Annotated in this window: 23 protein-coding genes; 21 read left to right on the top strand and 2 right to left on the bottom strand. The window is 63.9% G+C overall.

Features of this window, described 5'->3' with window-relative positions; all coding sequences use genetic code 11:
* Window positions 1-2: 2 nt before the first annotated feature.
* From rpmF to QMF81_RS04360, 19 genes are all read left to right on the top strand, one after another.
* On the top strand, window positions 3-191 hold the full coding sequence (rpmF, locus tag QMF81_RS04450) for a 50S ribosomal protein L32 (RefSeq protein WP_281752406.1): 189 nt from the start codon (window positions 3-5) through the stop codon (window positions 189-191).
* Window positions 181-1245 carry a phosphate acyltransferase PlsX gene (plsX, locus tag QMF81_RS04445; protein ID WP_281752404.1) on the top strand — a complete coding sequence of 355 codons (1065 nt, stop codon included), beginning with the start codon at window positions 181-183 and terminating at the stop codon, window positions 1243-1245. The genes rpmF and plsX overlap by 11 nt, the downstream gene beginning before the upstream one ends.
* A gap of 16 nt (window positions 1246-1261) precedes the next feature.
* Window positions 1262-2245 carry a beta-ketoacyl-ACP synthase III gene (locus QMF81_RS04440; protein WP_281752402.1) on the top strand — a complete coding sequence of 328 codons (984 nt, stop codon included), beginning with the start codon at window positions 1262-1264 and terminating at the stop codon, window positions 2243-2245.
* 57 nt (window positions 2246-2302) lie between these two features.
* Window positions 2303-3040 (top strand): 3-oxoacyl-[acyl-carrier-protein] reductase, encoded by a 738-nt coding sequence (gene fabG / locus QMF81_RS04435; protein WP_281752400.1) that lies wholly within the window; start codon window positions 2303-2305, stop codon window positions 3038-3040.
* Between the two features lie 48 nt (window positions 3041-3088).
* Window positions 3089-3322: an acyl carrier protein gene (gene acpP / locus QMF81_RS04430; protein WP_281752398.1), complete on the top strand. Its 234-nt coding sequence runs from the start codon at window positions 3089-3091 to the stop codon at window positions 3320-3322.
* A gap of 68 nt (window positions 3323-3390) precedes the next feature.
* Window positions 3391-4635 (top strand): beta-ketoacyl-ACP synthase II, encoded by a 1245-nt coding sequence (fabF, locus tag QMF81_RS04425; protein ID WP_281752396.1) that lies wholly within the window; start codon window positions 3391-3393, stop codon window positions 4633-4635.
* Window positions 4636-4659: 24 nt separating this feature from the next.
* Window positions 4660-5898, top strand: a complete 1239-nt coding sequence (glyA, locus tag QMF81_RS04420) for a serine hydroxymethyltransferase (protein WP_281752394.1) — start codon at window positions 4660-4662, stop codon at window positions 5896-5898.
* Window positions 5899-5934: 36 nt separating this feature from the next.
* Complete coding sequence (locus QMF81_RS04415; protein ID WP_281752392.1) at window positions 5935-6432, top strand: cytidine/deoxycytidylate deaminase family protein; 498 nt, start codon at window positions 5935-5937, stop codon at window positions 6430-6432.
* Entirely contained in the window at window positions 6416-7534 is a 1119-nt protein-coding gene (gene ribD, locus QMF81_RS04410) for a bifunctional diaminohydroxyphosphoribosylaminopyrimidine deaminase/5-amino-6-(5-phosphoribosylamino)uracil reductase RibD (protein ID WP_281752390.1), read from the top strand. Before QMF81_RS04415 ends, ribD begins: the two co-directional genes overlap by 17 nt.
* Window positions 7535-7537: 3 nt before the next feature.
* Window positions 7538-8191, top strand: coding sequence for a riboflavin synthase (locus tag QMF81_RS04405; protein ID WP_281752388.1), 654 nt, complete (start codon window positions 7538-7540; stop codon window positions 8189-8191).
* Between the two features lie 32 nt (window positions 8192-8223).
* Window positions 8224-9432 carry a bifunctional 3,4-dihydroxy-2-butanone-4-phosphate synthase/GTP cyclohydrolase II gene (locus tag QMF81_RS04400; protein WP_281752386.1) on the top strand — a complete coding sequence of 403 codons (1209 nt, stop codon included), beginning with the start codon at window positions 8224-8226 and terminating at the stop codon, window positions 9430-9432.
* Between the two features lie 16 nt (window positions 9433-9448).
* Entirely contained in the window at window positions 9449-9934 is a 486-nt protein-coding gene (ribE, locus tag QMF81_RS04395) for a 6,7-dimethyl-8-ribityllumazine synthase (protein ID WP_281752383.1), read from the top strand.
* Window positions 9931-10371, top strand: coding sequence for a transcription antitermination factor NusB (gene nusB, locus QMF81_RS04390; protein WP_281752381.1), 441 nt, complete (start codon window positions 9931-9933; stop codon window positions 10369-10371). The genes ribE and nusB overlap by 4 nt, the downstream gene beginning before the upstream one ends.
* Before the next feature lie 74 nt (window positions 10372-10445).
* Window positions 10446-12935 (top strand): leucine--tRNA ligase, encoded by a 2490-nt coding sequence (leuS, locus tag QMF81_RS04385; RefSeq protein ID WP_281752379.1) that lies wholly within the window; start codon window positions 10446-10448, stop codon window positions 12933-12935.
* A 10-nt stretch (window positions 12936-12945) separates the two neighbouring features.
* Window positions 12946-13404 carry a DUF4136 domain-containing protein gene (locus tag QMF81_RS04380; protein ID WP_281752377.1) on the top strand — a complete coding sequence of 153 codons (459 nt, stop codon included), beginning with the start codon at window positions 12946-12948 and terminating at the stop codon, window positions 13402-13404.
* A gap of 3 nt (window positions 13405-13407) precedes the next feature.
* Window positions 13408-14364, top strand: coding sequence for a hypothetical protein (locus QMF81_RS04375; protein WP_281752376.1), 957 nt, complete (start codon window positions 13408-13410; stop codon window positions 14362-14364).
* Window positions 14361-15032 carry a DNA repair protein RadC gene (gene radC / locus QMF81_RS04370; RefSeq protein WP_281752374.1) on the top strand — a complete coding sequence of 224 codons (672 nt, stop codon included), beginning with the start codon at window positions 14361-14363 and terminating at the stop codon, window positions 15030-15032. Before QMF81_RS04375 ends, radC begins: the two co-directional genes overlap by 4 nt.
* A 112-nt stretch (window positions 15033-15144) precedes the next feature.
* Complete coding sequence (gene lon, locus QMF81_RS04365) at window positions 15145-17526, top strand: endopeptidase La (RefSeq protein ID WP_281752372.1); 2382 nt, start codon at window positions 15145-15147, stop codon at window positions 17524-17526.
* A gap of 65 nt (window positions 17527-17591) precedes the next feature.
* Entirely contained in the window at window positions 17592-18524 is a 933-nt protein-coding gene (locus QMF81_RS04360; RefSeq protein ID WP_281752370.1) for an AEC family transporter, read from the top strand.
* A 272-nt stretch (window positions 18525-18796) separates the two neighbouring features.
* On the opposite strand, the gene QMF81_RS04355 is transcribed toward QMF81_RS04360, so the two are convergent.
* Window positions 18797-20527 carry a putative sulfate exporter family transporter gene (locus QMF81_RS04355; RefSeq protein ID WP_281752368.1) on the bottom strand — a complete coding sequence of 577 codons (1731 nt, stop codon included), beginning with the start codon at window positions 20525-20527 and terminating at the stop codon, window positions 18797-18799.
* 243 nt (window positions 20528-20770) lie between these two features.
* Between QMF81_RS04355 and QMF81_RS04350 the strand changes: the two genes are divergently transcribed.
* Both QMF81_RS04350 and QMF81_RS04345 read left to right on the top strand, forming a co-directional pair.
* Window positions 20771-23188, top strand: a complete 2418-nt coding sequence (locus tag QMF81_RS04350) for a DUF3365 domain-containing protein (protein ID WP_281752366.1) — start codon at window positions 20771-20773, stop codon at window positions 23186-23188.
* Window positions 23185-24585 carry a sigma-54 dependent transcriptional regulator gene (locus QMF81_RS04345; RefSeq protein WP_281752364.1) on the top strand — a complete coding sequence of 467 codons (1401 nt, stop codon included), beginning with the start codon at window positions 23185-23187 and terminating at the stop codon, window positions 24583-24585. Before QMF81_RS04350 ends, QMF81_RS04345 begins: the two co-directional genes overlap by 4 nt.
* 82 nt (window positions 24586-24667) lie before the next feature.
* Here QMF81_RS04345 and QMF81_RS04340 read toward each other — a convergent pair whose 3' ends face one another.
* Entirely contained in the window at window positions 24668-25144 is a 477-nt protein-coding gene (locus tag QMF81_RS04340; protein WP_281752361.1) for a CBS domain-containing protein, read from the bottom strand.
* Between the last annotated feature and the right edge of the window lie 4 nt (window positions 25145-25148).

Below are 25148 nucleotides of genomic sequence, written 5' to 3'. Positions count from 1 at the left end.
TCATGCCCAATCCGAAGAAGAAGACATCCAAGTCCAAACGCAACATGCGCCGCTCCCACGACCGGGTCCCTGTGCCCAACGTCACGTATTGCCAATGCGGCAGTGCTACCCTGTCCCATTGCATCTGCCCGGGCTGCGGCACCTATCGCGGTCGGCAGTACGTTGCCACTCAGGAAGCACATGCCGAATAGCGTTCGCTTGGCGGTGGACGCCATGGGCGGCGACGTGGGCCCGGCGGTCAACGTCCCCGGGGCCATTGCAGCCGCCCGCGCCACCGGAGCCACCATCATCCTCGTGGGCGAAGAAACCGCCATCCGTGAAGAACTCCATCGCCATCCCCACCACGGGCTCCATCTCGAGGTCGTCCATGCCTCCCAAACCGTGGGCATGGCGGAAAAACCCTCGGAGGTACTCCGCCGCAAAAAAGACAGTTCCATGCAGGTGGCCTTCCGCCTGGTGCGCGACGGCCAAGCCCAGGGCGTGGTCACTGCGGGCAACTCCGGCGCTGCCTTGGCGTGTGGCATGTTCATCCTCGGACGTATTCCTGGAGTGGACCGGCCGGCCCTGGCCACCATCTTGCCGACGCTCAAAAACCCGGCAGTGCTCATCGACGTAGGTGCCAACGCCGATTGCAAGCCCTACAACTTGGTGCAGTTCGGCCTCATGGCCGAAGTCTTGGCGGAATCGGTGCTCGGCATCCCGCACCCGCGGGTAGGGATCCTCAGCATCGGGGAAGAGGAAGGCAAGGGCAACGCCCTCACCAAGGAGGCCTATGGCCTACTCAAAAGCTCCAGCCTCAATTTCGTGGGCAACGTGGAAGGCCGGGACATCTTCCGCGGAGATACGGACATCATCGTGTGCGACGGGTTTACCGGCAATATCGCCCTCAAGCTGAGCGAAGGGCTGGGTGCGGCCTTGGCCACCATCCTCAAAAACGAGATTCGCAGCTCCTGGATCTCCCGTTTGGGAGCGCTCCTCGCCATGCCTGCGTTCCGGCGCTTCGCCAAGAAGATCGACTACGCCGAGTACGGCGGCGCCCCGATCCTCGGGCTCAACGAAATCGCCATGGTCTGCCATGGGGCGTCCAACGCCCGGGCCATTGCCACGGCCTTGGAACAAGCGGCGCTCTTCGTGAAACGCCAGGCCAAGGCCCATCTGGTGGAAGGGCTCAAGGCCAATACCGAACTGGCGCTCTTTTCCCGCAGCAGCAAAACCAAATCCCCTGATCCAGCTCCGGTTTCCTAAACATCTGGAAGGACCTATGCAGCCCCCCTGCCTCTGGGGGCTGGGGATGCACACCCCAGCCCGATGCATCAGCAACACGGATTTCGAAAGCATTGTCGACACCAGTGACGAATGGATCGTCTCCCGTACAGGTATTCGCACCCGCTACCATGTGGAACCCGGGGAGACCTGCTCCACCCTGGCGGTCCAGGCGGCCCGCAGGGCGCTGGCCGACGCCGCGATTTCCCCGCACGAAGTCACCCACCTCCTTGTAGCCACGTTTACCGGAGACTGCGCTGTCCCGCCCACGGCCTGCCTGGTGGCGCGGGAACTGGGCATCCAGGCGCCGGCCATGGATCTGGCCGCGGCCTGCTCCGGATTTCTCTACGCCTTGGAAGTAGGCCGGGGACTTATCGCCCTGCATCCCGACGCCACGGTGCTCGTGATTGGCAGCGAGGTGTGCTCGTCGCGCATCAATTTCACTGACCGTTCCACCTGCGTCCTCTTCGGGGACGGGGCCGGGGCAGCGGTGCTGCGGGCCGCTGCCAAGCCCGGGGCGCCGCTTCTTCGCGACGTCATCCTCCATGCCGACGGCGCTGCAGCGGACCTGCTCACCGTGCGCGGTGGGGGCTCCGCCTGCCCGCCCATCCTCGGTGCCACCATCGGACCCGAATATTTCGTGGAGATGAACGGTCGCGAGGTCTATAAATACGCCGTGCGCCTCATGAGCGAGGTGAGCCAAGAAATCCTGACGAGAAACAGCCTTGCCGTATCCGACGTGGACCTCTTCATCCCGCACCAGGCCAATATCCGCATCATCGAAGCCGTGGCCCGCAAGCTGGACATCCCCCTGGAGCGCTGCTTCGTGGACGTGGACCGCTTGGGCAACACCTCGGCAGCCTCCATCCCCATCGCTTTGGCCGAGGCCCGGGCGCAGGGCCACATCCACCCAGGGGACACGGTGCTCTTGGCCTCCTTTGGCGGCGGGTTTACCTGGGCCGCGGCCCTGTTGCAATTTTAGGCCCGACGCCGTAGAGGACACCTCGTTTTTCATTCCTGCAAGGAGCCCCACGACACCATGAGCGATTCCATCCGCACCGCGCTGGTCACCGGCGGCACCCGCGGCATTGGCAAGGCCATTGTCACCACCCTGGCCGAGCGCGGCTATCACGTGTACTTCACCTACGTGAGCCGGCCAGAACTGGCAGAGGAGCTCTGTGCCTCCCTGAGCCCAGCCCCAGTGCGCGGCTTTCGCGTGGACGCCGGGGACCCGGCGGCCATTGCCCAATTCTTCGCGGAAGAAATCAAAGACAAGGTCTTTCTCGCGGCGCTCATCAACAATGCCGGCATCACCCGAGACGGCCTTTTGGTGCGCATGAAGCTTGCCGCCTGGGAAGAGGTCCTGCGCGTGAACCTCACCGGGGCCTTCGTCTTCCTTCAGGAAGCGGCCAAGATCATGATGCGCCAGCGCTTTGGCCGCATCGTCTCCATCGCCTCGGTCGTGGGGCAGATGGGCAATGCCGGCCAGGCCAACTACTGCGCCGCCAAGGCGGGCCTCATCGGGCTCACCAAATCCGCGGCCCTGGAGCTTGCCCCGCGCGGCATCACGGTCAACGCCGTGGCTCCGGGCTTCATCGAAACCGACATGACCGGCGGGCTCTCCCAGGAGATCCGCGACGCCTACCAGGCGCGCATCCCCTTGGGCCGTCTCGGGTCTGCACAGGACGTGGCCGAGGCCACGGCCTTCCTACTCTCGGACGCGGCCGCATACATCACCGGTCAAGTCATTGGCGTCAACGGCGGGATGTATCTCTAGCTCCTGCCATCACTCTACGCATTATCCCCACAGAGCGGAGGAAAACACATGTCCATCGAAGCAAAGGTCAAAGAACTCGTGAGCGAACAGCTGGGTGTTTCCATCGACGAGGTGAAGCCCGAATCCTCTTTCGTCGAGAGCCTCGGAGCGGATTCCCTAGACCTCACGGAACTCATCATGGCCATGGAAGAGGAATTCGATATCGAAATCGAGGACGACGACGCCCAGAAGATCGTCACCGTCCAGGACGCCATCAACTACATCACGGCCAAGACCAAGTAACCCCCTGCGGGCGCATGCGCCCGCAGTCTTTTTCCGCCGGCATCTCCCGGCCTATTTACGAGAAGACCATGATTGGACATCGCGTTGTCGTCACCGGCATGGCCGCCGTGACTCCCATCGGCAACAGCCTGCAGGAAAGCTGGGCCAATTTGGTGGCTGGAGTCAGCGGGGTGGGCCCGATTACCCTCTTTGACGCCTCGGAGTTTGAAACCCGCATCGCTGCCGAACTCAAAGGCTTCGATCCTTCCCGCTCCATCAATCCCAAAGAAGCCCGGCGCATGGACCGCTTCCTCCAGATCGCCATTGTGGCCGCGGCCCAGCTCATGGAGGATGCCGGCCTGGTCATCGCCGAAGAGCTGGCCCCCGAGGTAGGGGTGATCCTCGGTTGCGGGCTGGGCGGCCTTTCCACCATCGAAGAGTTCCACACCAAGCTCATGCAGGCAGGCCCCCGCCGCGTTTCCCCCTTCTACATCCCCATGCTCATCGCCAACATGGCCGCAGGCCAAGTGGCCATGTTCACCGGCGCCAAAGGACCCAACCTGGTCACCACTTCGGCCTGCGCCTCCAGTACCCACGCCATTGGCTACGCCTTTGCCGACGTGGCCTTGGGTCGGGTCAAGGCGTGCATCACCGGCGGGGTGGAGTCCACCATTACCCCCATGGGGGTCTCCGGCTTCAACGCCATGAAGGCGCTTTGCACCCAAAACGAAGCGCCCGCCAAGGCGAGCCGGCCCTTCGATGCCCAGCGCAGCGGATTTGTCATCGGCGAAGGCGCGGGCTTTTTGCTCCTGGAGGAGCTCGAGCACGCCAAGGCCCGCGGGGCCCGCATTTACGGAGAAGTCATCGGTTACGGGGCCTCGGACGACGCCTACCACATCGCGGCCCCAGAGGAATCCGGTGCGGGTATGGCCCAGGCCATGCGAGCCGCCTTGCGCGAGGCGGGTATCGCTCCGGAAGACGTGGACTTCATCAACGCCCACGGGACCTCCACCAAACTCAACGACAAGACCGAGACCCGCGCCCTCAAAACGGTTTTTGGCGACCATGCCTACCGCATGCCCATCACCGCCAACAAGAGCATGATCGGGCACTTGCTCGGCGCCGCCGGCGGGGCTGAGGCGGTCTTCACCGTCATGAGCCTTGTCACCGGCATCATTCCGCCCACCATCAACTACGAGGAACCCGACCCGGACTGCGACCTGGACTACACCCCCAACACCGCCCGGGAAGTGCCGGTGACAATAGGGATGTCCAATTCCTTTGGGTTTGGCGGCACCAACGCCTCTCTCCTTTTCCGCCGCTTTGCCGGCTGACCTTTTGCCCCACGAGGATGCGCCATGGACGAACTCTTGCGTCAGGACCCCCAAATCGCCAAGGCCATTGAGCTGGAGACCACCCGCCAGCTCACCAAGCTCGAACTCATCGCCTCGGAAAACTTCACCTCCGCTGCCGTGCGTCAGGCCATGGGCAGCGTCATGACCCATAAGTACGCGGAAGGCTATCCCGGCAAGCGCTACTACGGCGGCTGCGAGTTCGTGGACATGGCCGAAGACATGGCCATCGACCGAGCCAAACGGCTCTTTCACGCCGGCTACGCCAACGTCCAGCCCCACTCCGGCTCCCAGGCCAACATGGCCGCCTATTTTGCCCTCATGAGTCCGGGGGATACCCTGCTCGGCATGAATCTCGCCCACGGCGGGCACCTCACCCACGGCAGTCCGGTGAACTTCTCCGGCAAGCTCTACAAGATCGTGGCCTACGGCGTGCGCCAGGACACCGGCTGCATCGACTACGACGAAGTGGAACGTCTGGCCCTAGAGCACCAACCCAAGGTCATCGTGGCCGGGGCCAGTGCCTACCCGCGCACCATCGACTTTGCCCGCTTCCGCGCCATTGCCGATGCCTGCGGCGCGGCCCTGGTGGTGGACATGGCCCATATCGCCGGCCTGGTGGCCGCAGGGCTGCACCCCTCGCCCATCCCCTACGCCCACGTCACCACCACCACCACCCACAAGACCCTGCGCGGCCCCCGCGGCGGCATGATCCTCGCCGCCGAAGACCTCGGGAAGACCCTCAATTCCCAGATCTTCCCCGGCATTCAAGGCGGCCCCCTCATGCACGTCATCGCGGCCAAGGCGGTGGCCTTCCTGGAAGCCCTGCAGCCCAGCTTCGTGGACTACCAGCGCCAGGTCATCGCCAATGCCCAAACCCTGGCCCAGGAACTGGTGAATGCCGGCTTTGACCTGGTCTCCGGCGGCACGGACAACCACCTCATGCTGGTGGACCTCACCCGCAAGGGGATCACCGGCAAAGACGCCGAGCATGCCTTGGATCGCGCCGGCATCACGGTCAACAAGAACGCCGTGCCCTTCGACACCCGCTCGCCCTTCGTGACCTCGGGCATTCGCATCGGCACGCCTGCGCTCACCACCCGCGGCATGAAAGAGGCCGAGATGCGCCAAGTGGCCACGTGGATCGTGGAGGTATTGGAAAACATGGACAACGACTCCCGGCTCGAAGCCATCCGCCGTCAGGTGGAACGCTTCGCCCGTGAGTTCCCGCTCTTTGCCTGGTAACCTTGAAGGCGCGCGTCGCCGCGCCCGCTTTTGCCCATGGATCACCGACTGTCCTGGCCCCAATACTTTCTGCGCATCGCCCACCTGGTGGCGGAACGGTCCACGTGCCTGCGCCGCAAGGTCGGTGCCGTGGCGGTCAAAGACAAACGTATCCTCGCCACCGGCTACAACGGCGCTCCCTCCGGGGTGGCCCATTGCCTGGATCTGGGCTGCTTGCGGGAACGCCTCGGCGTGCCTTCGGGAGAGCGCCATGAGCTGTGCCGAGGACTGCACGCGGAGCAGAACGTCATCATCCAGGCAGCGCTCCATGGCATCTGCCTGGAAGGGGCCACGGTCTACTGCACCACCCAGCCGTGCGTCCTGTGTACCAAGATGCTCATCAACTGCCGCGTGGCGGCCATCTACTATACCGAAGGCTACCCAGACCCCCTGTCCCTCGAGATGCTCGCTGAAGCCGGCATCCCCCACCAGCGCCTGGAGTTCGACCCCGCACCTGCCGCGTGCCCAAGGGAGGACCATGGCCCTGCGCGCTGATCACCCGCATTTTATGGCCAAAGCCGCGGCCGTGGCGCGCCTCGGCTTTGGGCACACCGCCCCCAATCCCTGCGTGGGCGCGGTACTGGTGCGCGATGGCAACGTCGTTGCCCGGGGATGGCATGAGCGCTTCGGCGGCCCCCACGCGGAAGTGAATGCCATCGCCCACGCCCGACGCCGTGGGGAAGACCTGTCCCGCTGCACCCTCTACGTCACCCTAGAGCCCTGCAACCACCACGGCAAAACCCCGCCGTGCACCGAGGCCATCCTCGCTGCTGGCATCCGTCGGGTGGTCGTCGGCACCCGCGACCCCAATCCCCAGGCCGCAGGCGGCATCGAGCGGCTGCAGGCCGCGGGAGTCGAGGTGATCCATGGCGTCCTGGAAGACGACTGCCGGGATCTCATCGCGGATTTTCGCCTATGGCAAACTAGCCCACGGCCGTACATCCTACTCAAGCTCGCCCAGACCCTCGATGGCAAGATCGCCCCCCGGCCAGGGATTCCCGGGGCCATCTCCGGCCTGCGGGCCCAGCGCTGGGTGCATCGCCTGCGCAGCCGTGTGGGGGCCGTACTCGTGGGCGGTGGCACCTTGCGGGCGGACAATCCGCAGCTCACCTGCCGGCACCCCCGTCACCAGGGGCCTCAGCCCTGGGCCGTGGTGGTCACCCGGCGCCTGCCGGCAGCGGATGCCCCCCTGACGCTGCTACGTCACACCCCGGAGCGCACCATTTTCCTCACTTCCGAAGCGGAGAGCCGCTCCCAGCGGGCAACGCTCCTCCTCGACTTGGGCTGCCGGGTCTACGGCTTGGCCGAAGACGCCACAGGCATCGATCTTGCCGCCGGGCTGACGCTTTTGCGCCACGAGCACGGCTGCCACCACGTGCTCGCGGAAGGAGGCGGCACCCTGGCGGCGAGTCTGCTTGCCACCGGCCTTGCCGACGAGATCCTGCTCGTTGTGAGCCCCCGGATACTGGGCGACGGCGCCGCCCCGGCCTCTTTTCAGGGGCGCACCGTGCACTCCATGGCCGAGGCCATCTCGCTGCGCCTTGCGGCCATCCGCACGCTTCCCCCGGACCTCCTCCTGCAGCTGCGCCCCTCCTAAGCCATGTTTACCGGTATCATCGCCTCCATCGGCACGGTCACCGAGGTCGTCCGCTCCGGCTCGCAAGCACGCCTCACCATCACCCCCAAGCAGGACTTCACCCCTTACCAGCTGGGCGAATCCATCGCGGTCAACGGGGTCTGTCTCACGGTGGAGACCACCAAAGGGCCGGCCTTCGTGGCCTACGCCTCCGCCAAGACCCTGGAAGTCACCACCCTTGGGCTCCTTTCCCGCGGAAGCCTCGTCAACCTGGAGCGGGCCCTGGCCCTGGGTGACCGACTGGGCGGGCATCTGGTCTCCGGGCATGTGGACACCGTAGCCCAGGTGATAGGCATCACCCAAGCAGGCGAATCCCACGTGGTGCGCATCACCTTTGACCCAGCGGTGAGCGCGGAAATCATCCCCAAAGGCTCTGTCGCCCTGGACGGGGTGAGCCTCACGGTCAATGATTGCGGCGCCGACTTTTTGGAAGTAAACGTCATTCCCGCCACCTGGCAGGAAACCACCATTGCCCACTGGCGGGTCGGGACCAAGGTCAACCTGGAGACCGACCTCATCGGCAAATATGTGGCCCGCATGCTTGCGCCATGGCGGGCGTCTGCTGCGCCCCGCGCCTCGACCATCACCGAAGACTTCCTGCGCCAGCACGGATTTTGACCGAACGCCTTCGGGCAAGGAGATATTGCACTATGAAATGCACCATCGAAGAAGCCATCGAAGACATCCGCAACGGAAAGATGATCATTCTCGTGGATGACGAAGACCGGGAAAACGAAGGCGATCTCACCATCGCCGCGGAAAAGGTGACCCCGGCGGTCATCAACTTCATGGCCAAATACGGCCGGGGACTCATCTGTCTGGCCTTGGAGCCGGCCCTGGTGGACAAGCTCCAGCTCCCCCTCATGACCCGGCGCAACACGTCCAAGTTCGGCACTAATTTTACGGTGTCCATCGAAGCCCGTCACGGCGTGACCACCGGCATCTCCGCCCACGACCGGGCGCTCACTATCCAGACCGCCGTGGCCGATGACACCACTCCTGAAGACCTCTCCACCCCAGGACACATCTTTCCCCTCCGCGCCCGCGAGGGTGGGGTGCTCGTGCGCGCCGGCCAGACCGAAGGCTCGGTGGACCTGGCGCGGCTCGCTGGCCTCAAGGGTGCGGCGGTCATCTGCGAGATCATGAACGACGACGGCACCATGGCGCGCATGCCGGATCTGGAGAAGTTCGCCGCCGAGCACGGGCTCAAGATCGCCACCATCGAGGATCTCATCGCCTACCGCTGCCGCAAGGACTCGCTCGTACGCCGCGTGGCGGAAGCGCGCATGCCCACCTGCCATGGGGAATTCACCATCATTGCCTTTGAAAACGACATCGACAGCCACACCCACATCGCCCTGGTCAAAGGCGACGTCACCACGCCCGAGCCGGTCTTGGTACGGGTGCACAGCGAATGCCTCACCGGCGATGTCTTCGGCTCGCTCCGCTGCGACTGCGGCAACCAGCTCCACCGCGCCATGGAGATGATCGATCAGGAAGGCCGCGGGGTCATCCTCTACATGCGCCAGGAAGGCCGAGGCATTGGCCTTGGCAACAAGATCAAGGCCTATCACCTCCAGGACCAAGGCCGGGACACGGTGGAGGCCAACCTGGAACTGGGCTTTCCAGCCGACCTGCGTGACTACGGCCTCGGCGCCCAGATCCTCGTCAACCTTGGGGTGCGCAGCATGCGGCTGCTCACCAACAATCCCAAGAAGATCATCGGTCTGGAAGGCTACGGCCTCACGGTGACCGAACGCGTGCCCATCGAGATCCCGGCCTGTGCGGAAAACGAATGCTACCTGCGCACCAAGAGCACCAAACTCGGCCACCTGCTCCACGTGGACTCGGCGCAGTAATATTGGGGAGGATTCCATGCACCACATCACCACCATCGAAGGCGTCCTCGACGCCTCGGGCCTGAAATTCACGATCATCGCCAGCCGTTTCAATGATTTCATCGTCGAGCGTCTGGTGGGAGGAGCCGTGGACTACCTCCTGCGCCATGGGGCGGCCCGCCAAGACCTCACCCTCATCCGGGTGCCGGGGGCCTTCGAGCTCCCATTGGTGGCCCGGGCCGTTGCCCAGCGCGGCGGCGTAGATGCCATCGTCTGCGTGGGCGCGGTCATCCGCGGCGCCACCCCGCACTTTGACTACGTGTGCGCCGAGGCCACCAAGGGCATCGCCCATGTGAGCCTGGAGACGGGCATGCCCATCGGCTTTGGCCTGCTCACCACCGATTCCCTGGAGCAGGCCATTGAGCGGGCTGGCAGCAAGGCGGGCAACAAAGGCGCCGAGGCCGCGGCCGCAGCCCTGGAGACCGTGCGGGTGCTGCGCGGCCTGGAGGGTGTTTCCGCGTGAAACAGCGCCAGCGGGAGCGGCGTTTCGCCTTGCAGCTCCTCTACGCCCTGCCCTTCCACCCGGCCCTGACCGAGGCGGACCTTGCCCGGGCCTTCGACAACTTCCGTGCCGACGCCAATTGCCCGGACCTGGAGCGGGAAGGCTCGTATGCCTGGGAACTGGTACGCGGGGTGTGGCAGCATCACGAGGAACTCGACGCCATCATCGCCCAGCACGCCACGGGATGGAAGCTCTCCCGCATCGCCACGGTGGAGCGCGCCATCCTGCGTTTAGCGCTCTTTGAGATGCGGCAGATGCATCTCCCCTTCAAGGTGGCGGTCAACGAGGCCGTGGAGCTGGCGAAAGCCTTTGGGGAAGAAGGCTCACGGGTGTTCGTCAACGGCGTGCTCAATGCCGCGGGCAAGGCACTCGCCCTCCACGAGGCCGCCTGCGCATAACTCCCTCGTCCGCATGGGCTGCGGGCGCTTTGGCGCAGAAGGAAACTCAACCGCTTTTTCGCATTGAGGTCACCATGGCAACCTACGATTTCCATACCATCGAACGCAAATGGCAGGACATTTGGGAAAAGGATCAGGTGTTTTCCATTGATCCTGCATCGGCCGAAAATCGCTACTACGTCTTGGAGATGTTCCCCTACCCTTCGGGGCGCATCCACATGGGCCACGTGCGCAACTACTCCATCGGCGACGTGGTCGCCCGCTACAAGCGCATGCGCGGCCATGCCGTGTTCCATCCCATGGGTTGGGACGCCTTCGGCCTGCCTGCGGAAAATGCGGCCATCAAGCACGGCGTGCACCCGGCCAAATGGACCTACGAGAACATCGCCACCATGCGCGCCCAGCTCAAGCGCATGGGCTATTCCTACGATTGGAGCCGAGAGATCGCCACCTGCCACCCCAAGTACTATCGCTGGGAGCAGGAATTTTTCCTCAAGTTCCTGCGCCGGGGGCTGGTGTACCGCAAAAAGGCGCCGGTCAATTGGTGCCCAGGCTGCCACACGGTGCTCGCCAACGAACAGGTGGAGGACGGCAAGTGCTGGCGCTGCGACGCCCTGGTGGAGCAGCGGGAACTGGAACAGTGGTTTGTGCGCATTACCGCGTACGCCGAAGAGCTCCTCGCCGACCTCGACACCCTGGCCGGCGGCTGGCCCGAACGGGTGCTTACCATGCAGCGCCATTGGATCGGCAAGAGCACCGGCATGGAGATCGACTTCGCCCTGGAGGATATGGACGGCGCAGTCACGGTGTTCACCACCCGCCAGGACACCCTCTACGGCGCCACGTTCATGAGCCTGGCTCCGGAGCATCCCCTGGTAGAGCGGCTGATTGCCGGCACGCCGCAGGAAGCGGCGGTGCGCGAATTCTGCCGCAAGGTCATCAACATGGATCGCTTCCAGCGTGCCGCCGACGACCTGGAAAAAGAAGGCATGTTCACCGGTCGCTTTTGCATCAACCCGGTGACCGGCCGGCGCATGCCCATCTACGTGGCCAACTTCGTGCTCATGGGCTACGGCACCGGCGCGGTCATGGCGGTGCCTGCCCATGACCAGCGCGATTTCGACTTTGCCGCCAAATACGAGCTGCCCTTGGCCGTGGTCATCGAGCCCCGCGGCGAGCATCTGGACCCTGCCCGCATGACCGCGGCCTACACCGAGCCCGGGGTGCTCACCAATTCCGGGCCCTTTGACGGCATGGATTCCGAGGCCGCCAAAGAGGCCATCGCCGCCATGCTTGAGGAGAAAGGTCTGGGCCGGCGGGCGGTGAACTACCGCCTGCGGGACTGGAACATCTCCCGCCAGCGCTACTGGGGCGCGCCCATCCCGGTGGTCTACTGCGACGCCTGCGGCGTGGTGCCGGTGCCGGAAGACCAATTGCCGGTGGAACTGCCCCTGGACGTGCAGGTGCGGCCTGACGGCCGCTCGCCCCTGCCCGAATGCGACGCCTTCGTGCGCACCACCTGTCCCACTTGCGGCGGACCTGCGCGGCGCGAGACCGACACCATGGACACCTTTGTGGAGTCCTCCTGGTACTTTGCCCGCTACCTGGCCGCCCGCGACGAATCACAGCCCTTTGACCCGGCGGTGACCAACGCCTGGCTGCCGGTGGACCAGTACATCGGCGGCATCGAACACGCCATTTTGCACCTGCTCTACGCCCGTTTCTTCACCAAGGCGCTGCGCGACGAAGGCTACCTCGCCGTCAACGAGCCCTTCGCCCACCTGCTCACCCAGGGCATGGTGCTCTTGGACGGCTCCAAGATGTCCAAATCCAAGGGCAATATCGTGGACCCCGACGCCATGGTGGAGCGCTACGGCGCCGACACGGTGCGCCTTTTCTGCCTTTTTGCCGCGCCGCCGGAAAAAGACCTGGAATGGAGCGACCGGGGTATCGAAGGCGCTCACCGGTTTCTGCTGCGCGTCTGGCGGCTGGTGGACGAACTGGCGGACATCCTCACCCCGGTGGGGGCATGCGCCGCCATCTCGGGAAATCTCACTCCAGCCGAACGGGAACTGCGGCGCAAAGAACACGACACCGTGCGCCGCGCCACCAACGACCTGGACGACAAGTTCCAGTTCAACACCGCCATCGCCGCCCTCATGGAGCTGGTCAATGCCCTGTACCTCGCCAAGGACGAGCTGCGCGGCACGGCCTGCGGCCCGCAGGTCCTCTCCTCGGCCGTGGCCACGGTGCTCACGGTGCTCTCGCCCTTTGCCCCGCACCTCAGCGAAGAGCTCTGGCAGCGGCTGGGCTTCACCACCATGCTCGTCCACACCCCATGGCCGACCTATGACCCGGCGGCGCTGGTGCTGGACGAAATCACCGTGGTGGTGCAAGTGAACGGCAAACTCCGCGGTCAGGTCACGGCACCGGCCAGCGCCTCCGAAGACGAGCTGCGCACCCTGGCCTTGGCGGATCCCAACGTCGCACGTCACCTGGAGGGCAAAACCGTTGTCAAGGTCATCGTGGTCCCGAAAAAACTGGTCAACGTGGTGGTGCGTTAGTCTGCTGCTGGTGGGGCTTGCCGCCTGCGGCTACCAGCTCCACGGCCGCAATGCACTCCAACTGCCGGGCGGGGGCAAACGTCTGTACCTCGCCCGGGTGGAGCAGCCGAGCACCGAGCCCTGGATGGGCCCGGCGCTCCGCATCGCCCTGCGCGAGGAGCTCTCCCGCCGGGGAGACATCGTTTGGACAGAGCGGGAAAACGCCGACCTCTCGCTCACCCTGCGGGTGATCCAATACGGCACCGGGGCCTCGGTGACCGGCCGCGACGACATCACCCTCAAGTCGCAGGCGGTCATCACCTTGGAACTCTTGATGCGGGATGCCGCCACCGGCGCCCTGGTGTGGAACTCGGGCCCCATCACCACCGCGGAGTCCTTCCGCGGCCTCAGTTCCCAAGAAGGCGCCGCCCGGCGCGCCATTGCCGAGGCCATGCGCCGCCTGGCCGACCGCCTGGAGCCCCAATTCTAGTCCATGGCATTTACCTTTCTCATTTGCCCGGACGCGGAGCTCATACTGGAGGAGGCCCGCAAACGTCTTGCTCCGGGCTTTTCCCTGCGTTCCTTTTGGGGCGATGAGCCCTTGCCGGACCGCTACTGGCAGCAGCTCACCATCCCTCCCCTGGGGGAGGCAGGCTGCGGCGTGCTGCTGCGCCAGGCGCACCTGGCCCCTGCCGAGGTGTGGTCCCGGCTGGATGCCCTGCTGCGCCAAGGCCGCCCCGGCATCCATCCTTTTTTCGCCCTGGAGGTGGATTGGGAGTGGAGCAAGAAAGAACGCTCCCTCGCCCCAAAAATCCCGCAAGTGGTCCGCAAGGCCAAATGCTTTGCCGCCGCCACCCAACGCGGATGGGTATGGAGCCATCCGGGGCTGAGCCGTGCCCAGGCCGAAGAGCGCGCCCGCGCCATCCTTGCCGCCGCCGGCAAGGCCATCGCCCCCGAGGCCCGGCGCCTGCTCCAGGAGCACCTTCCCCTCTCGGCCGCCGCCATTGCCGCAGAAATGGACAAGGTGCTGCTTGCAGCAGGTGACTCCCCCACCATCACCCCGGAACACCTGCAATCCCTCACCGGCGCTCCCACCTGGGACGTCTTCGCCCTCATGCAGGCCGCCCTCAATCCCGCCAGGGCCGAAGAACTTTGGCGGCAGCTCCGCCACGACCCGCAAATGGCCAGCGGCGAGGCCACCTTCGGCGTGCTCGCCCTGGTGCGCCGTGAAGCCCGCATCCTCTGGCTGCTTACCCGCGGCGAAGACCCTGGGGTGCGACTGCCCGCCGCGGTCCTCAAGGCCAAACAGGCCCTGGCCCAACGCCTGGGGCCTTCCGGCACGGCCCGCCTCTTCCTGCGCGTGGCCGAGGCCGAGACCGCCATCAAAAGCGGTCGGCTGCGACCGGCCCAAGCCCTAGAACACCTCCTCGACGCCACCTCCCAGCCATGAGCCACGACCACGCCGGCCACCGCGCCCGTCTGCGCCAACGCTTACTGCGCGACCCCCAGGGACTCCTCGATTACGAACTCGTGGAGATGCTGCTCACCTTTGCCCTGCCCCGCCGGGACACCAAACCCATGGCCAAGGAATTGCTCGCCCGCTTTGGGTCCGTGCGCGGGATACTCTTCGCGCCCCCCGACCAGGTGGCACAAACCCCCGGCCTCGGCCCCGCGGTCCACGCCCTGTGGTGCACCTTCCAGGAACTCTTGGCCCGCGCCGAGGCCGAACCCGTAGCCCGCAAGGAGCAGTTCACCAGCCCGGAGCAGGTGGCGGGATTTCTGCGTGCCCGCCTGGCCTTGCGACCCAAGGAAGAGTTTTGGGCGCTTTTCCTCAACACCAAAAACCGCTTCCAGCACCTTGCCCGCATCGCCCAGGGCACCATCGACCAGACCGCGGCCTACCCCCGCGAGATCGCCGAACTCGCCTTGCGCCACCACGCCAGCGGCATCATCGTGGTGCACAACCACCCCAGCGGCGATCCCACACCTTCCCCGGCAGACCACGACCTCACCGAGCGTCTGGGCCGCATCTGCGCGGATTTGGGACTCCGCTTGCTGGACCACATCATCGTCGGCAACCCGGATTTTTACAGCTTTCACGCCAACGGGCAGCTCTAGCCGGCAAAATTTGGCTTTTTTTTCTTGCCTCAGGCGCAAGAACGCTTATATCAAGCCCCTGAATCAGGGTCCTTGCGCCCAAAACCCTCCTTTTTCCTACGAGGAGTCCATCATGAGTGAAATCCATATCCCAGAAACCCCAGAAACCGAAAAAAAGGACACCCCGGAAAATGAGCTCCCCACCACCATGCCGCTTTTGGCCGTGCGCGACGTGGTGGTCTTCAACTTCATGATCCTGCCGCTTTTCGTGGGCCGGGAAAAAAGCGTGCTCGCCGTGGATGCCGCCTTGTCCGCAGGCCGCTACATCCTCATCTGCACCCAGAAAGACGAAGACACCGACGAGCCCGGGCCGGACGACCTCTACACCGTAGGCACCGTGGCCATGATCATGCGCATGCTCAAGATGCCCGACGGCCGCCTCAAGGTCCTGGTCCAAGGGGTGAGCCGGGCGCGCATCAAAAGGTTCCTCCAAACCGACCCCTATGACTTGGTGGAAATCGAGCCCTGGGAAGAGCCTGCGGCCCTGGACGGCGGCCCGGAACAAGAGGCCTTGCTGCGCACGGTGCGCGAACAGACCGAACGGATTTTACAGCTGCGCGGCATCGACGCCACGGAGATGCTGCAGCTCCTCCACAACGTGCCCGATCCCGGCCGGCTGGCGGACTTGGTGGCCGCCAATTTGCGCATGAAGACCGCAAACGCCCAGCGCATCCTGGAATGCCAGGACCCCCTGGAACGGCTGCGCCTGGTCAACCAAGAGCTCACCCGCGAGGTGGAAGTGGCTACCTTGCAGGCCAAGATCCAGTCCATGGCCAAAGAAGGCATGGACAAGGCGCAGCGGGACTACTTCCTGCGCGAACAACTCAAGGCCATCCGCAAGGAGCTCGGGGATTCCGGCGGAGAAAACGACGAAATCGAGGAGTTGCGCCAAGCGCTCGCCAAGGCGGGACTGCCCAAGAAGGTGAAAAAGGAAGCGGACAAGCAGCTCTCGCGGCTGGAGAACATGCACCCCGACTCCTCCGAGGCCACCATCGTCCGCACCTATTTGGACTGGATCCTGGATCTGCCCTGGAAAAAGGCCTCCAAGGACCGCATCGACATCGCCGAGGCCGCAGCCATCCTGGACGAAGACCATTACGACCTCCACAAGGTGAAAGAGCGGATCCTCGAATACCTGGCGGTGCGCAAACTCAACCCGCACATGAAAGGCCCCATCCTCTGCTTCGTCGGCCCGCCCGGAGTGGGCAAGACCTCGCTGGGCCGCTCCATTGCCCGGGCCTTGGGGCGCAAGTTCGTCCGCATGTCCTTGGGCGGCATGCGGGACGAGGCGGAAATCCGCGGCCATCGGCGCACCTACATCGGCGCCATGCCCGGCCGCATCCTCCAGGCCATGAAGGACGCCGGTACCATCAATCCGGTGATCATGCTCGACGAGATCGACAAACTGGGCACCGATTTCCGCGGCGACCCGTCCTCGGCCCTGCTGGAGGTCCTCGACCCGGAGCAGAACAACGCCTTTACCGACCACTACCTGGGCGTGCCCTACGACCTCTCCAAGGTAATGTTCATCTGCACCGCCAACATGCTGGACACCATCCCCTCGGCCCTCTTGGACCGCATGGAGGTCATCCGCATCCCGGGCTACACGGAGCAGGAGAAGGTCGCCATTGCCCAGCGCTACATCCTGGAACGACAGCTGAAGGAAAACGGGCTCCAGAAGGGGGACGTCCTCATCCCCGACCCGGTCATGATACGCATCATCCGGGAATACACCCGTGAGGCGGGGCTGCGGAACCTGGAGCGGGAAATCGGGGCTGTGTGCCGCAAATACGCCCGCAAGGTGGCCGAAGGGCAGACGCCGCCCTTCCGGGTGACGGTGGCCAGGCTCCCTAAACTTCTCGGGCAGCCCAAATTCCTGGAGGAGGAACGAGAAGCGAACCTGCCCGTGGGCGTGGCCTTAGGTTTGGCGTGGACTCCCTACGGCGGCGAGGTGCTGCACATCGAGTGCACCCTGCTTCCGGGCAAGGGCAAACTCATCCTCACTGGCAAGCTGGGCGATGTCATGAAAGAAAGCGCCCAGGCGGCGCTCAGTGTGGCCCGGGCCCGGGCCAAAGACCTGGGACTTGCGGACGATTTCTTCGAGACCCATGACGTCCACATCCATGTCCCCGCCGGCGCCACCCCCAAGGACGGGCCTTCGGCGGGCGTCACCATGGTAACGGCCCTGTTCTCCGCCCTCACCGGACGACCGGTGGCTGCGGACGCGGCCATGACCGGGGAGATCACCCTGCGCGGCCGGGTGCTGCCTGTGGGCGGCATCAAGGAAAAGATCCTCGCGGCCATGAGCCACGGGGTACGGCGGGTGTTCCTGCCGCAGCGCAACGCCCATGACCTGGAAGAGATCCCCAAGGAGCTCCTGCGGCGGGTGGAAGTCACACTCGTCAACACCATCGACGAAATCTGGCCCCACGTGCTGGGCGAAGCCCAAAAGTAAACACCCGCGGCGGGCACGGCGCGATCCTTGCCCGCCGCATCTTTTTCCCCAACACTCTCCCCACGATGCTCGAAATCTTTTCCACCATCGCCCCGGTGTTCGTACTCATGCTCCTCGGGGCAGTGATCTTTCGTCTGGATATCCTGCCCCCGACAGCCGGGAGCATCCTCAACACCTTTGTCTACCGTCTGGCCCTGCCGCTGCTGCTCTTCTCCAGCATCGCCCAGGCGTCCCTTGCGCGCATTTTCCAGGCCGGGTTTGTGGGAGGGGTGGTCCTCGGCACCCTCATCCCGTTTGTCGGTACCGCGGCCCTTGTCCGCCGGTGGTATACCAACCCGCAATCCTGGTTCGTGGCCTTTGCCGCCACCTTTTCCAACGCCGCATTCGTGGGGCTGCCGGTGCTGCAGCTGCTCTTTCCCCAAAATCCGGACGCCGTACTCGCCATGGGGATTTTCGCCCTGTTTGGCCTGCCTTTTGTGCTGGCCGCCGTCTTCGTCCTGGAGCGGCAGCACAGTCCCCAGACTGCAGGACGCGCCCTTTTGGGCGTTCTCGCCCGAAATCCCCTGCTTCTGGGAAGCCTCGCCGGTCTTGCCGTGGCCGTCGTCGGCATCCGGCTTCCGCAGTGGATCACGGTGCCCTGCCAGATGCTCGGCCATACGGCTTCACCGCTCGCCCTCATCGCCATCGGCATGACGCTGGCCCGCACGGCACGCGCCACCATCCGCGATCTTGGCCCCAATCACCTGCTCATCGGCGCGGTCAAACTCTTCGTGCAGCCCGCCGTCACCTTCGTCGTGCTCTCCCTGTGGCAGGTGGATCCCACATGGCGCGCCATGGGCACCATGCTCGCGGCCATGCCGGTGGGGACCATGGCCTTCGTGCTCGCCGAAGCCTACGGCACCCTCGCCCCCACCATTTCGCTGGCAGTGCTCGGAACTACCGTATTCGCCACCGTGACCCTACCGGCCACCTTTGCCCTGATCCACGTCCTGGGGTGACTGCAACGCGTTTCGCAAATACCAGGCGCCCTCCAATGTCTGGGGAACGTTGGAATAGTAAAATCGACTCGGATCAATATCATGCCACTCTAAAACTTCATGCATTTGCCGTAAAATAGAAACATGATTCGTCATCCAAGGCAATACCGAAAAAACGAACCCAAAAAAGCATACCCCGCAAAGAATCCCCTTGACAACATGAGACATATCAGCCTCCCAAAAAGAAAAGGAGGGATCAACCTTCTCCCTCCTTTTCCATTCATCTCACTCCACTAAATCTTGGCCGTGATTTCTGGAAATACAATGTAGAACATAACGTAAGCCATGGCCAAGGTCAACGCCAGGTTGAACGACTGACCGCACACATAAAGGATCACCGGCTTGCCGCCCTTGAAGTAATGGGCCAATTCCCGGAAGTTGGTGGACAACCCGATGGCCGCAAAAGACAAGGTAAAAGCCCAGTCCCGAATAGGCTTGGTGCCGCCAGCCACGACACCGTGGTCCACGAGGGCCGAGCCGAGATCATGGCCCAGCGATCCGGAGATGAACGAAATGACGATCGAGGCGGCCAAGAAACCCAACACGAACTTGGGGAAACGGTGCCAGATCTCGTCGAGTCCCACCCGTTCTCCCTCGCGGCACTCCATCTTGGTGCACCAGTATACGGCCACACCAAAGGCGGTGACGCCGATGAGCACGTTCTGGATCATCTTGATGGTGGCAGCCACGTACATGGCTTTGGGCCCCAAGAAAGCGCCCGCCGCTGCCACGGCACCGGTGGAGTCGATGGTGCCGCCGATCCAGGCGCCGCCCAAAACTTCCGGCATCCCTACGGCCTTGATGAAGGCGGGCATGGCGATCATCATGATGGCCGTGAACACCAGGGACAGGCCGATGGACAGCGTGAGCTCTTCTTTCTTGGCCCGGCAGGCCGCAGCCGTGGCGATGGCCGCCGAGGTGCCGCACACGGACATATCCGCAGAGATGACGATGTTGAGGGTAGGCGAGGGCATCTTCAGGACCTTCTGGCCAAAGATGAAGGTCACGATCAGCACGATGGGCGTCACCACCCAGGCCACGAAGATCCCCGGGATACCGATGGCCACGATCTTGTTGAAAAGCACTTCCCCGCCCAAAAGCACCAAGCCGGTCTTGATGAAGTACTCCACCTCGCACCCCTGCTTGGCCCACTGCGGGGTGCCGATGGTATTGGCGATAAGCATTCCGAGCACAACACCCCATGCCTCGGCGCCAAAGCCATACTGTTTGGAAATGGCCTGGTTCCCCAGGACATAGGCAAGCACGCCCACCAAAAACACCAAGAAAAAGCCCTGAATAAACGCCGGGACGCTTTTCCCCATGAAAAAAGTGCCAATGGAGAAGAACAACGCCAAAAACACCGCCAATCCAATGAGCGAGGGAATGACGTTGAAAGGCTTGACCTCGGTCTTGGCCTTGGCCTCCTTGGCGGCCTTGGCAGCATCCCGCCACTGGGCAATGGCGGCCTTGGCAGCGTCATTGAGCCCTGCATCTTGGAAATTGGCCGCCCGAGCGGCGTCTTCCGCGGCCTTGGCCGCAGTGAGAGCCGCTTCGGCCTTCGCCTTGGCTTCTTCGTACTTGGGCATGGCCTTGGCACTGGCCTCCTTGGCCTGCTCTTCGGTTTTGATGAACGAATCCAAGACGTTGCTCTCCCACCCTCCAGGATGTTTGGTCCAATGGGAGACAAACTTGCCGAAAGGACTGCTGGAAGCCTTGAGCGATTTCTTCTCGTCATCGGCCTTGTACCAAGCGATGGTCTTGAACGGCGCACTGGCTTCTTGTTGCTGGACCTGGTTGGCCGCAGCGATCTTTTTTTCGATATCGGTGCGGATGTCGGAGTTCAGATACACCCCCAGACTTACCAGAATGACCAGAAAACCGAGCCAAATAGCCCAGTAATCTTCCTTGGTCCAGAGGTCCGAGAGTTGGCTTTTGCCTCGATCAATGACAACGTCGTCAGCCATGCATTCCTCCTTGCGTGTTTCGTTGACAGACACTCCTCATACCGCCCAGGGCGGCTGGGGCATAACCGTAATAAACAAAAAGCATGCCGACAAAAAAATAACGATATCATCTTGAAATAAAAAATTATTTTTGAGTCAATCTTCCATAGACTGCCAACTCCAGATAGCAGGATGCATTCCTCAGGCTGCATTGCCAGCCCCTCCCAGAAAACCTCCTGCAAGGAAAAACCAAGGAGCGAGCAGATGTCCCTCAAGCAGCGTTTTCTCCTGGTCTTGTCCCTGAGCATGGGGAGTTTGGGCGTTTTTTTTGCCGTGCTCCTCTCCATCAATCTTCGGGATCAGCTCGTCACTGACACCGAGCACAAGGCATCGCTCATCCTCTCCCAAGCCGAGGCCATTCAGACCTACGTGAGCACGGAGCTCCGACCGACCATGTACGCCCATCTCGACCCCGACGCCTTCATCCTCGAGGCCATGTCCACCTCGTATGTCACCCGCAAAATCATGAGCAGCCTGGGGCTTCATGAGGAACAGATCCGCTACCGCCGCGTGGCCGTGGGGGCCAGAAATCCCGATTCCGAGGCCGACCCCTTCGAACGCGCCACCATGGAACGCTTTGCCGCAGCTCCAACCCTGACCCGTATCGAAGAGATTACCCAATACAATGGAGAAGAAGTATTCCTCGCCGCCCGGCCAGTACGGCTCCAAGCCTCGTGCCTGCGCTGCCACGGCAGGCCCGCCGACGCGCCGAAAACCCTCATCGAGCGTTACGGAAACAAGCGTGGCTTTTGGCGGCACACTGGAGAACTGGTGGGACTGGACATGGTGGTGGTGCCGGTGGGCAGCGCCCTGGGACAGATCAAAGGCAAGACCATAGGATTTCTTTCGCTCTTTGCCGTGGGCCTGGCGGGGCTCTATCTCACCATGCAGCTCTTTTTCGATCGTTTAGTCGTGGCCAATCTTCGCCGCGTCACCGATGTCTTGCGCCACTACTTTCCCCGCGAAGCGCTCAGCACCACCAACCCGCCCGTGGAGGCCTCGCCCGATGAAATCGAGGAGATCTACACCGGCATCGAGACCTTGGCGGTCCGGCTCAAAGAGGCACGGGAAAACATCGAACAATACGCCCGCAACCTGGAAGACATGGTCGCCACCCGCACCCGCGAGCTCACCCACGAGGCCCAGGAACGGCGCGCCGACGTGGCCCTTTTCGTCGACCTCCTCCACACCATCAACAGCGCCCACACCAACACCGAGCTGCTTGGCTCCACACTGCCTCAACTGGGAAAACGCTTCGGGGCAGACTGGGTGTATTACCAATGCGGCTCCGGCATCGGATCCGTCCTCTGGCCGCGCGACGCCCAACTGCCTGAGCCACCGAACAACTGGCGCGACATCATCGCCTCCGGAGAGATGGTGACCACCGAGAGCGAAGTGCTCATCCCGGTGCGCACCACAGACATCAGCCGGGGGATCCTGCGCCTGCACTTTCCCCCTCAAGGCCCCACCCCAGCCTCCCACGCCCCGGAGCTCTACCAAGCCATCGGCCACCAATTGGCTCTGGCCCTCGAAAACCTGGACGCTATCAACTCCCTCATGGCGCAAAACGCACTCCTCGCCTCCATCTTCGATGGCATCTCCGATCCCCTGGCACTCGTGGACAACCACCGCACCATCCTGCTCGCCAACGAGCCTGCCCGCGCCTTGGCGCTCGCCCTCGGCGACCCCGCCACGGCCAGCGAACCCCTCAAGCTGCCGCCCCGCTTCTTCGGCGACCACCCCTTTGACCCCAGCGAAGATGAAGCCCAGCAAACGCCCATCCTCTCCTCCATTACCCTGGAAGACGGCCGCTCTTTCGTCGTGGCGCGCTACGCGCTCCACTCGCCTCCGGATCACCCCCGCCGTTTCGTGGTCTACGCCCGAGAAAACACCACCGAACGCCGCATGCTGGAGCGGCTGCGCCAGACGGAAAAACTCGTGGCCGTGGGCAAGCTCGCCGCAGGGCTGGCACACGAGGTCAATAACCCCCTCGGGGTCATCGTGTGCTATACGGAACTCCTGCGCCAGAGCATCAGCGATCCCCAATGCCTGGAAGACCTGGCGGTCATCGAGCGCCACGCCGTGTCCGCCAAGAAGGTCCTGCGCGACCTCTTGGATTTTGCCCGGCCGCGCCCGGCGCAGACAGGCCCCTGTGACATCAGCGCTCTCCTCACCGGGCTTGCCCGCATCTTCGAAGTCCAGGCCCAGGCCCGGCGCTGCGAGCTTCGTCTCGAGCTGCCGCCTGACCCGCTTTTCGCCCGCGCGGACGCCAGCGCCTTGGAGCAAGTCGTCTCCAATCTGCTTCTCAACGCTCTGGACGCCGTGGAGCCCCATGCCGGGACCATCACGCTGCGCGCGGCTTGCAGCGAAGATCGCCGCCACGCCGTGATCACCGTGGCGGACGACGGCCCCGGAATCCCGGAAAGCAACCTGCCCCATATTTTCGATCCGTTCTTCACCACCAAAGCGGTGGGCCGCGGCACCGGTCTCGGTCTTGCCGTCGCCTTTGGACTGATGCACGATATGGGCGGAACCATTGAAGCGTTCAACCAAGGCGGCGCGCTCTTCGTGCTCACCCTGCCGCGGGAAGAGCGCCGCCCCTGCCCCAAGGATGACCAATGACCGTGCCTCGCGTACTCCTGGTGGACGATCAGCCGGACTTTGCCAAAGGCCTGGTGCGGCTGCTGACCCCAAAACTTCCGGGCACCCAGATCGATTATGTCCTCGATGCCGAGGCGGCCCTCAAGGATCTCGAAACCACGCCATGCGACGTGCTGGTCACCGACCTGCGCATGCCCGGCATCTCCGGCCTGGACCTGGTGCCCCGTGCCCTGGCCCTGCACCCCCGCCTGGGCGTGGTGGTCCTCACCGCCCACGGGGACATCGACTCCGCAGTCCTGGCCCTCAAGGCCGGCGCCTATGACTTCCTCACCAAGCCCGTGGACTCGGACCATCTGACCCGAGTCATTACCAACGGCCTGGAGCGCGCCGCCCTCCTGCGGGAAAACCAACGCCTGCGGGCGGCGGTTGCGGCCTGCGGCAACCAGGTAGGGCTTTTGGGAACCTCCGCGGCCATGCGCCGCGTCCACCAGGCCATCGCCGCCATCGCCGCCTCGGACTACACGGTGCTCGTGCGCGGCGAATCCGGCACCGGCAAGGAACTGGCCGCCCGAGCCATCCACGCCCTCTCCCGCCGCGCCGACGGACCGTTCATCTCCGTCAACTGCCCAGCCATTCCGGAGCCGCTCTTGGAAAGCGAGCTCTTCGGCCACGTGCGCGGGGCCTTCACCGGCGCCCAGCGCGACCGTCGCGGCCTCTTTGTGGCCGCCCATGGCGGAGTGCTCATGCTCGACGAGATCGGCGATCTCCCCATGAACCTGCAGACCAAGCTGCTGCGTGTCCTCCAAGAAAACGAAGTGCGGCCGGTCGGGGCAAGCAAATCCATCCCCATAGACGTGCGTATCGTTGCCGTGACCAACCAAGACCTGGAAGCCAAGATCGCAGCCAAAAGCTTTCGCGAAGACCTCTACTACCGCCTCAATGTCTTGAGCCTCACCCTTCCCCCGCTGCGCGAACGGCGCGACGACATCCCCCTCTTGGCCACGGCCTTTTTGGAGCGCACCTGTCGGGAGCTCGGTGTCGGAGACAAGGAGTTCTCTCCCGAGGCCCTCGCCCTCCTCTCGGCCCACAACTGGCCGGGCAATGTTCGGGAACTGCTCAATTGCGTCCGCCGCGCCGCGGTCTTCAGCCCCGGGGACGTCATCTCGGCTGCCGCCATCACCCAGGCCGAAGGCCTGCAAGGCGCTGCGGAAGACGACCCGTCCGCCATCGCCCCCTACCATGCGGCCAAGGCCCGCGTACTCGACACCTTCACGCGCCGCTACGTGGAGCGGGTGCTCACCCACACCCGCGGCAATATCTCCGAGGCAGCGCGGATCTCGGGCCTGGAGCGCATGAGTTTCCAAAAAATCCTCAAACGTCTGGCAATCGATGCGGAATCCTTCCGCCTGCGACCATAACAAACGGGCTGCCCGTCACAATGACCGGCAGCCCGCCATTGACGCCCTCGCCGGGAACCGAGCTCCCGGTAGCGGCCATGGTTTATGCCCCCAGTTGCGCACCAATCTCCTGGAATAGGTCCGCCAACACCACCACGCCGATGATGCGGCCGCCTTCCTCCACCACGGCCCGGCCGCGGCGGTAGTCCAAAAAGAGCTCCAGCACCCGGGCCAGGGTGTCACCAGGCTTGATCACCGGCACGTCCACCTGGATGCAGTCCATAAGCCCGACATTGGCGCAAGAGCGGCACGCATGGGCAAAGGCCTTGTCCCAATCCACCTCTGCAGGTTCCAGCAAGGTATCCCGCAAGAGACACGGTCCAAGTCCTTGGACGAGGTTCCACATGGAGACCACGCCAAGGAAACGATCCGCTTTGGAAAACACGAGCACAAAGGTGTTGTCTGGGTGCTTGTGACGGCTGGCAATAAGCGCCCGGATGGCGTCCGCCAAACTTGCGTCTTCACGCACCGAGGCAAAATCCTCGCGCATGATGTCCCACACCCGTTTGCGCAACAGCATGAGC

This window comes from Thermodesulfomicrobium sp. WS, assembly GCF_027925145.1.
Lineage (GTDB): Bacteria > Desulfobacterota > Desulfovibrionia > Desulfovibrionales > Desulfomicrobiaceae > Thermodesulfomicrobium.
This window is presented reverse-complemented; position numbering and strand designations above follow the sequence as displayed.

Bases quoted from the DNA above. Each gene is read 5' to 3' on its own strand.
- rpmF (WP_281752406.1), top strand. From the start codon at position 3: ATGCCCAATCCGAAGAAGAAGACATCCAAGTCCAAACGCAACATGCGC.
- plsX (WP_281752404.1), top strand. From the start codon at position 181: ATGCCGAATAGCGTTCGCTTGGCGGTGGACGCCATGGGCGGCGACGTG.
- QMF81_RS04440 (WP_281752402.1), top strand. From the start codon at position 1,262: ATGCAGCCCCCCTGCCTCTGGGGGCTGGGGATGCACACCCCAGCCCGA.
- fabG (WP_281752400.1), top strand. From the start codon at position 2,303: ATGAGCGATTCCATCCGCACCGCGCTGGTCACCGGCGGCACCCGCGGC.
- acpP (WP_281752398.1), top strand. From the start codon at position 3,089: ATGTCCATCGAAGCAAAGGTCAAAGAACTCGTGAGCGAACAGCTGGGT.
- fabF (WP_281752396.1), top strand. From the start codon at position 3,391: ATGATTGGACATCGCGTTGTCGTCACCGGCATGGCCGCCGTGACTCCC.
- glyA (WP_281752394.1), top strand. From the start codon at position 4,660: ATGGACGAACTCTTGCGTCAGGACCCCCAAATCGCCAAGGCCATTGAG.
- QMF81_RS04415 (WP_281752392.1), top strand. From the start codon at position 5,935: ATGGATCACCGACTGTCCTGGCCCCAATACTTTCTGCGCATCGCCCAC.
- ribD (WP_281752390.1), top strand. From the start codon at position 6,416: ATGGCCCTGCGCGCTGATCACCCGCATTTTATGGCCAAAGCCGCGGCC.
- QMF81_RS04405 (WP_281752388.1), top strand. From the start codon at position 7,538: ATGTTTACCGGTATCATCGCCTCCATCGGCACGGTCACCGAGGTCGTC.
- QMF81_RS04400 (WP_281752386.1), top strand. From the start codon at position 8,224: ATGAAATGCACCATCGAAGAAGCCATCGAAGACATCCGCAACGGAAAG.
- ribE (WP_281752383.1), top strand. From the start codon at position 9,449: ATGCACCACATCACCACCATCGAAGGCGTCCTCGACGCCTCGGGCCTG.
- leuS (WP_281752379.1), top strand. From the start codon at position 10,446: ATGGCAACCTACGATTTCCATACCATCGAACGCAAATGGCAGGACATT.
- QMF81_RS04375 (WP_281752376.1), top strand. From the start codon at position 13,408: ATGGCATTTACCTTTCTCATTTGCCCGGACGCGGAGCTCATACTGGAG.
- radC (WP_281752374.1), top strand. From the start codon at position 14,361: ATGAGCCACGACCACGCCGGCCACCGCGCCCGTCTGCGCCAACGCTTA.
- lon (WP_281752372.1), top strand. From the start codon at position 15,145: ATGAGTGAAATCCATATCCCAGAAACCCCAGAAACCGAAAAAAAGGAC.
- QMF81_RS04360 (WP_281752370.1), top strand. From the start codon at position 17,592: ATGCTCGAAATCTTTTCCACCATCGCCCCGGTGTTCGTACTCATGCTC.
- QMF81_RS04355 (WP_281752368.1), bottom strand. From the start codon at position 20,527: ATGGCTGACGACGTTGTCATTGATCGAGGCAAAAGCCAACTCTCGGAC.
- QMF81_RS04350 (WP_281752366.1), top strand. From the start codon at position 20,771: ATGTCCCTCAAGCAGCGTTTTCTCCTGGTCTTGTCCCTGAGCATGGGG.
- QMF81_RS04345 (WP_281752364.1), top strand. From the start codon at position 23,185: ATGACCGTGCCTCGCGTACTCCTGGTGGACGATCAGCCGGACTTTGCC.
- QMF81_RS04340 (WP_281752361.1), bottom strand. From the start codon at position 25,144: ATGCTGTTGCGCAAACGGGTGTGGGACATCATGCGCGAGGATTTTGCC.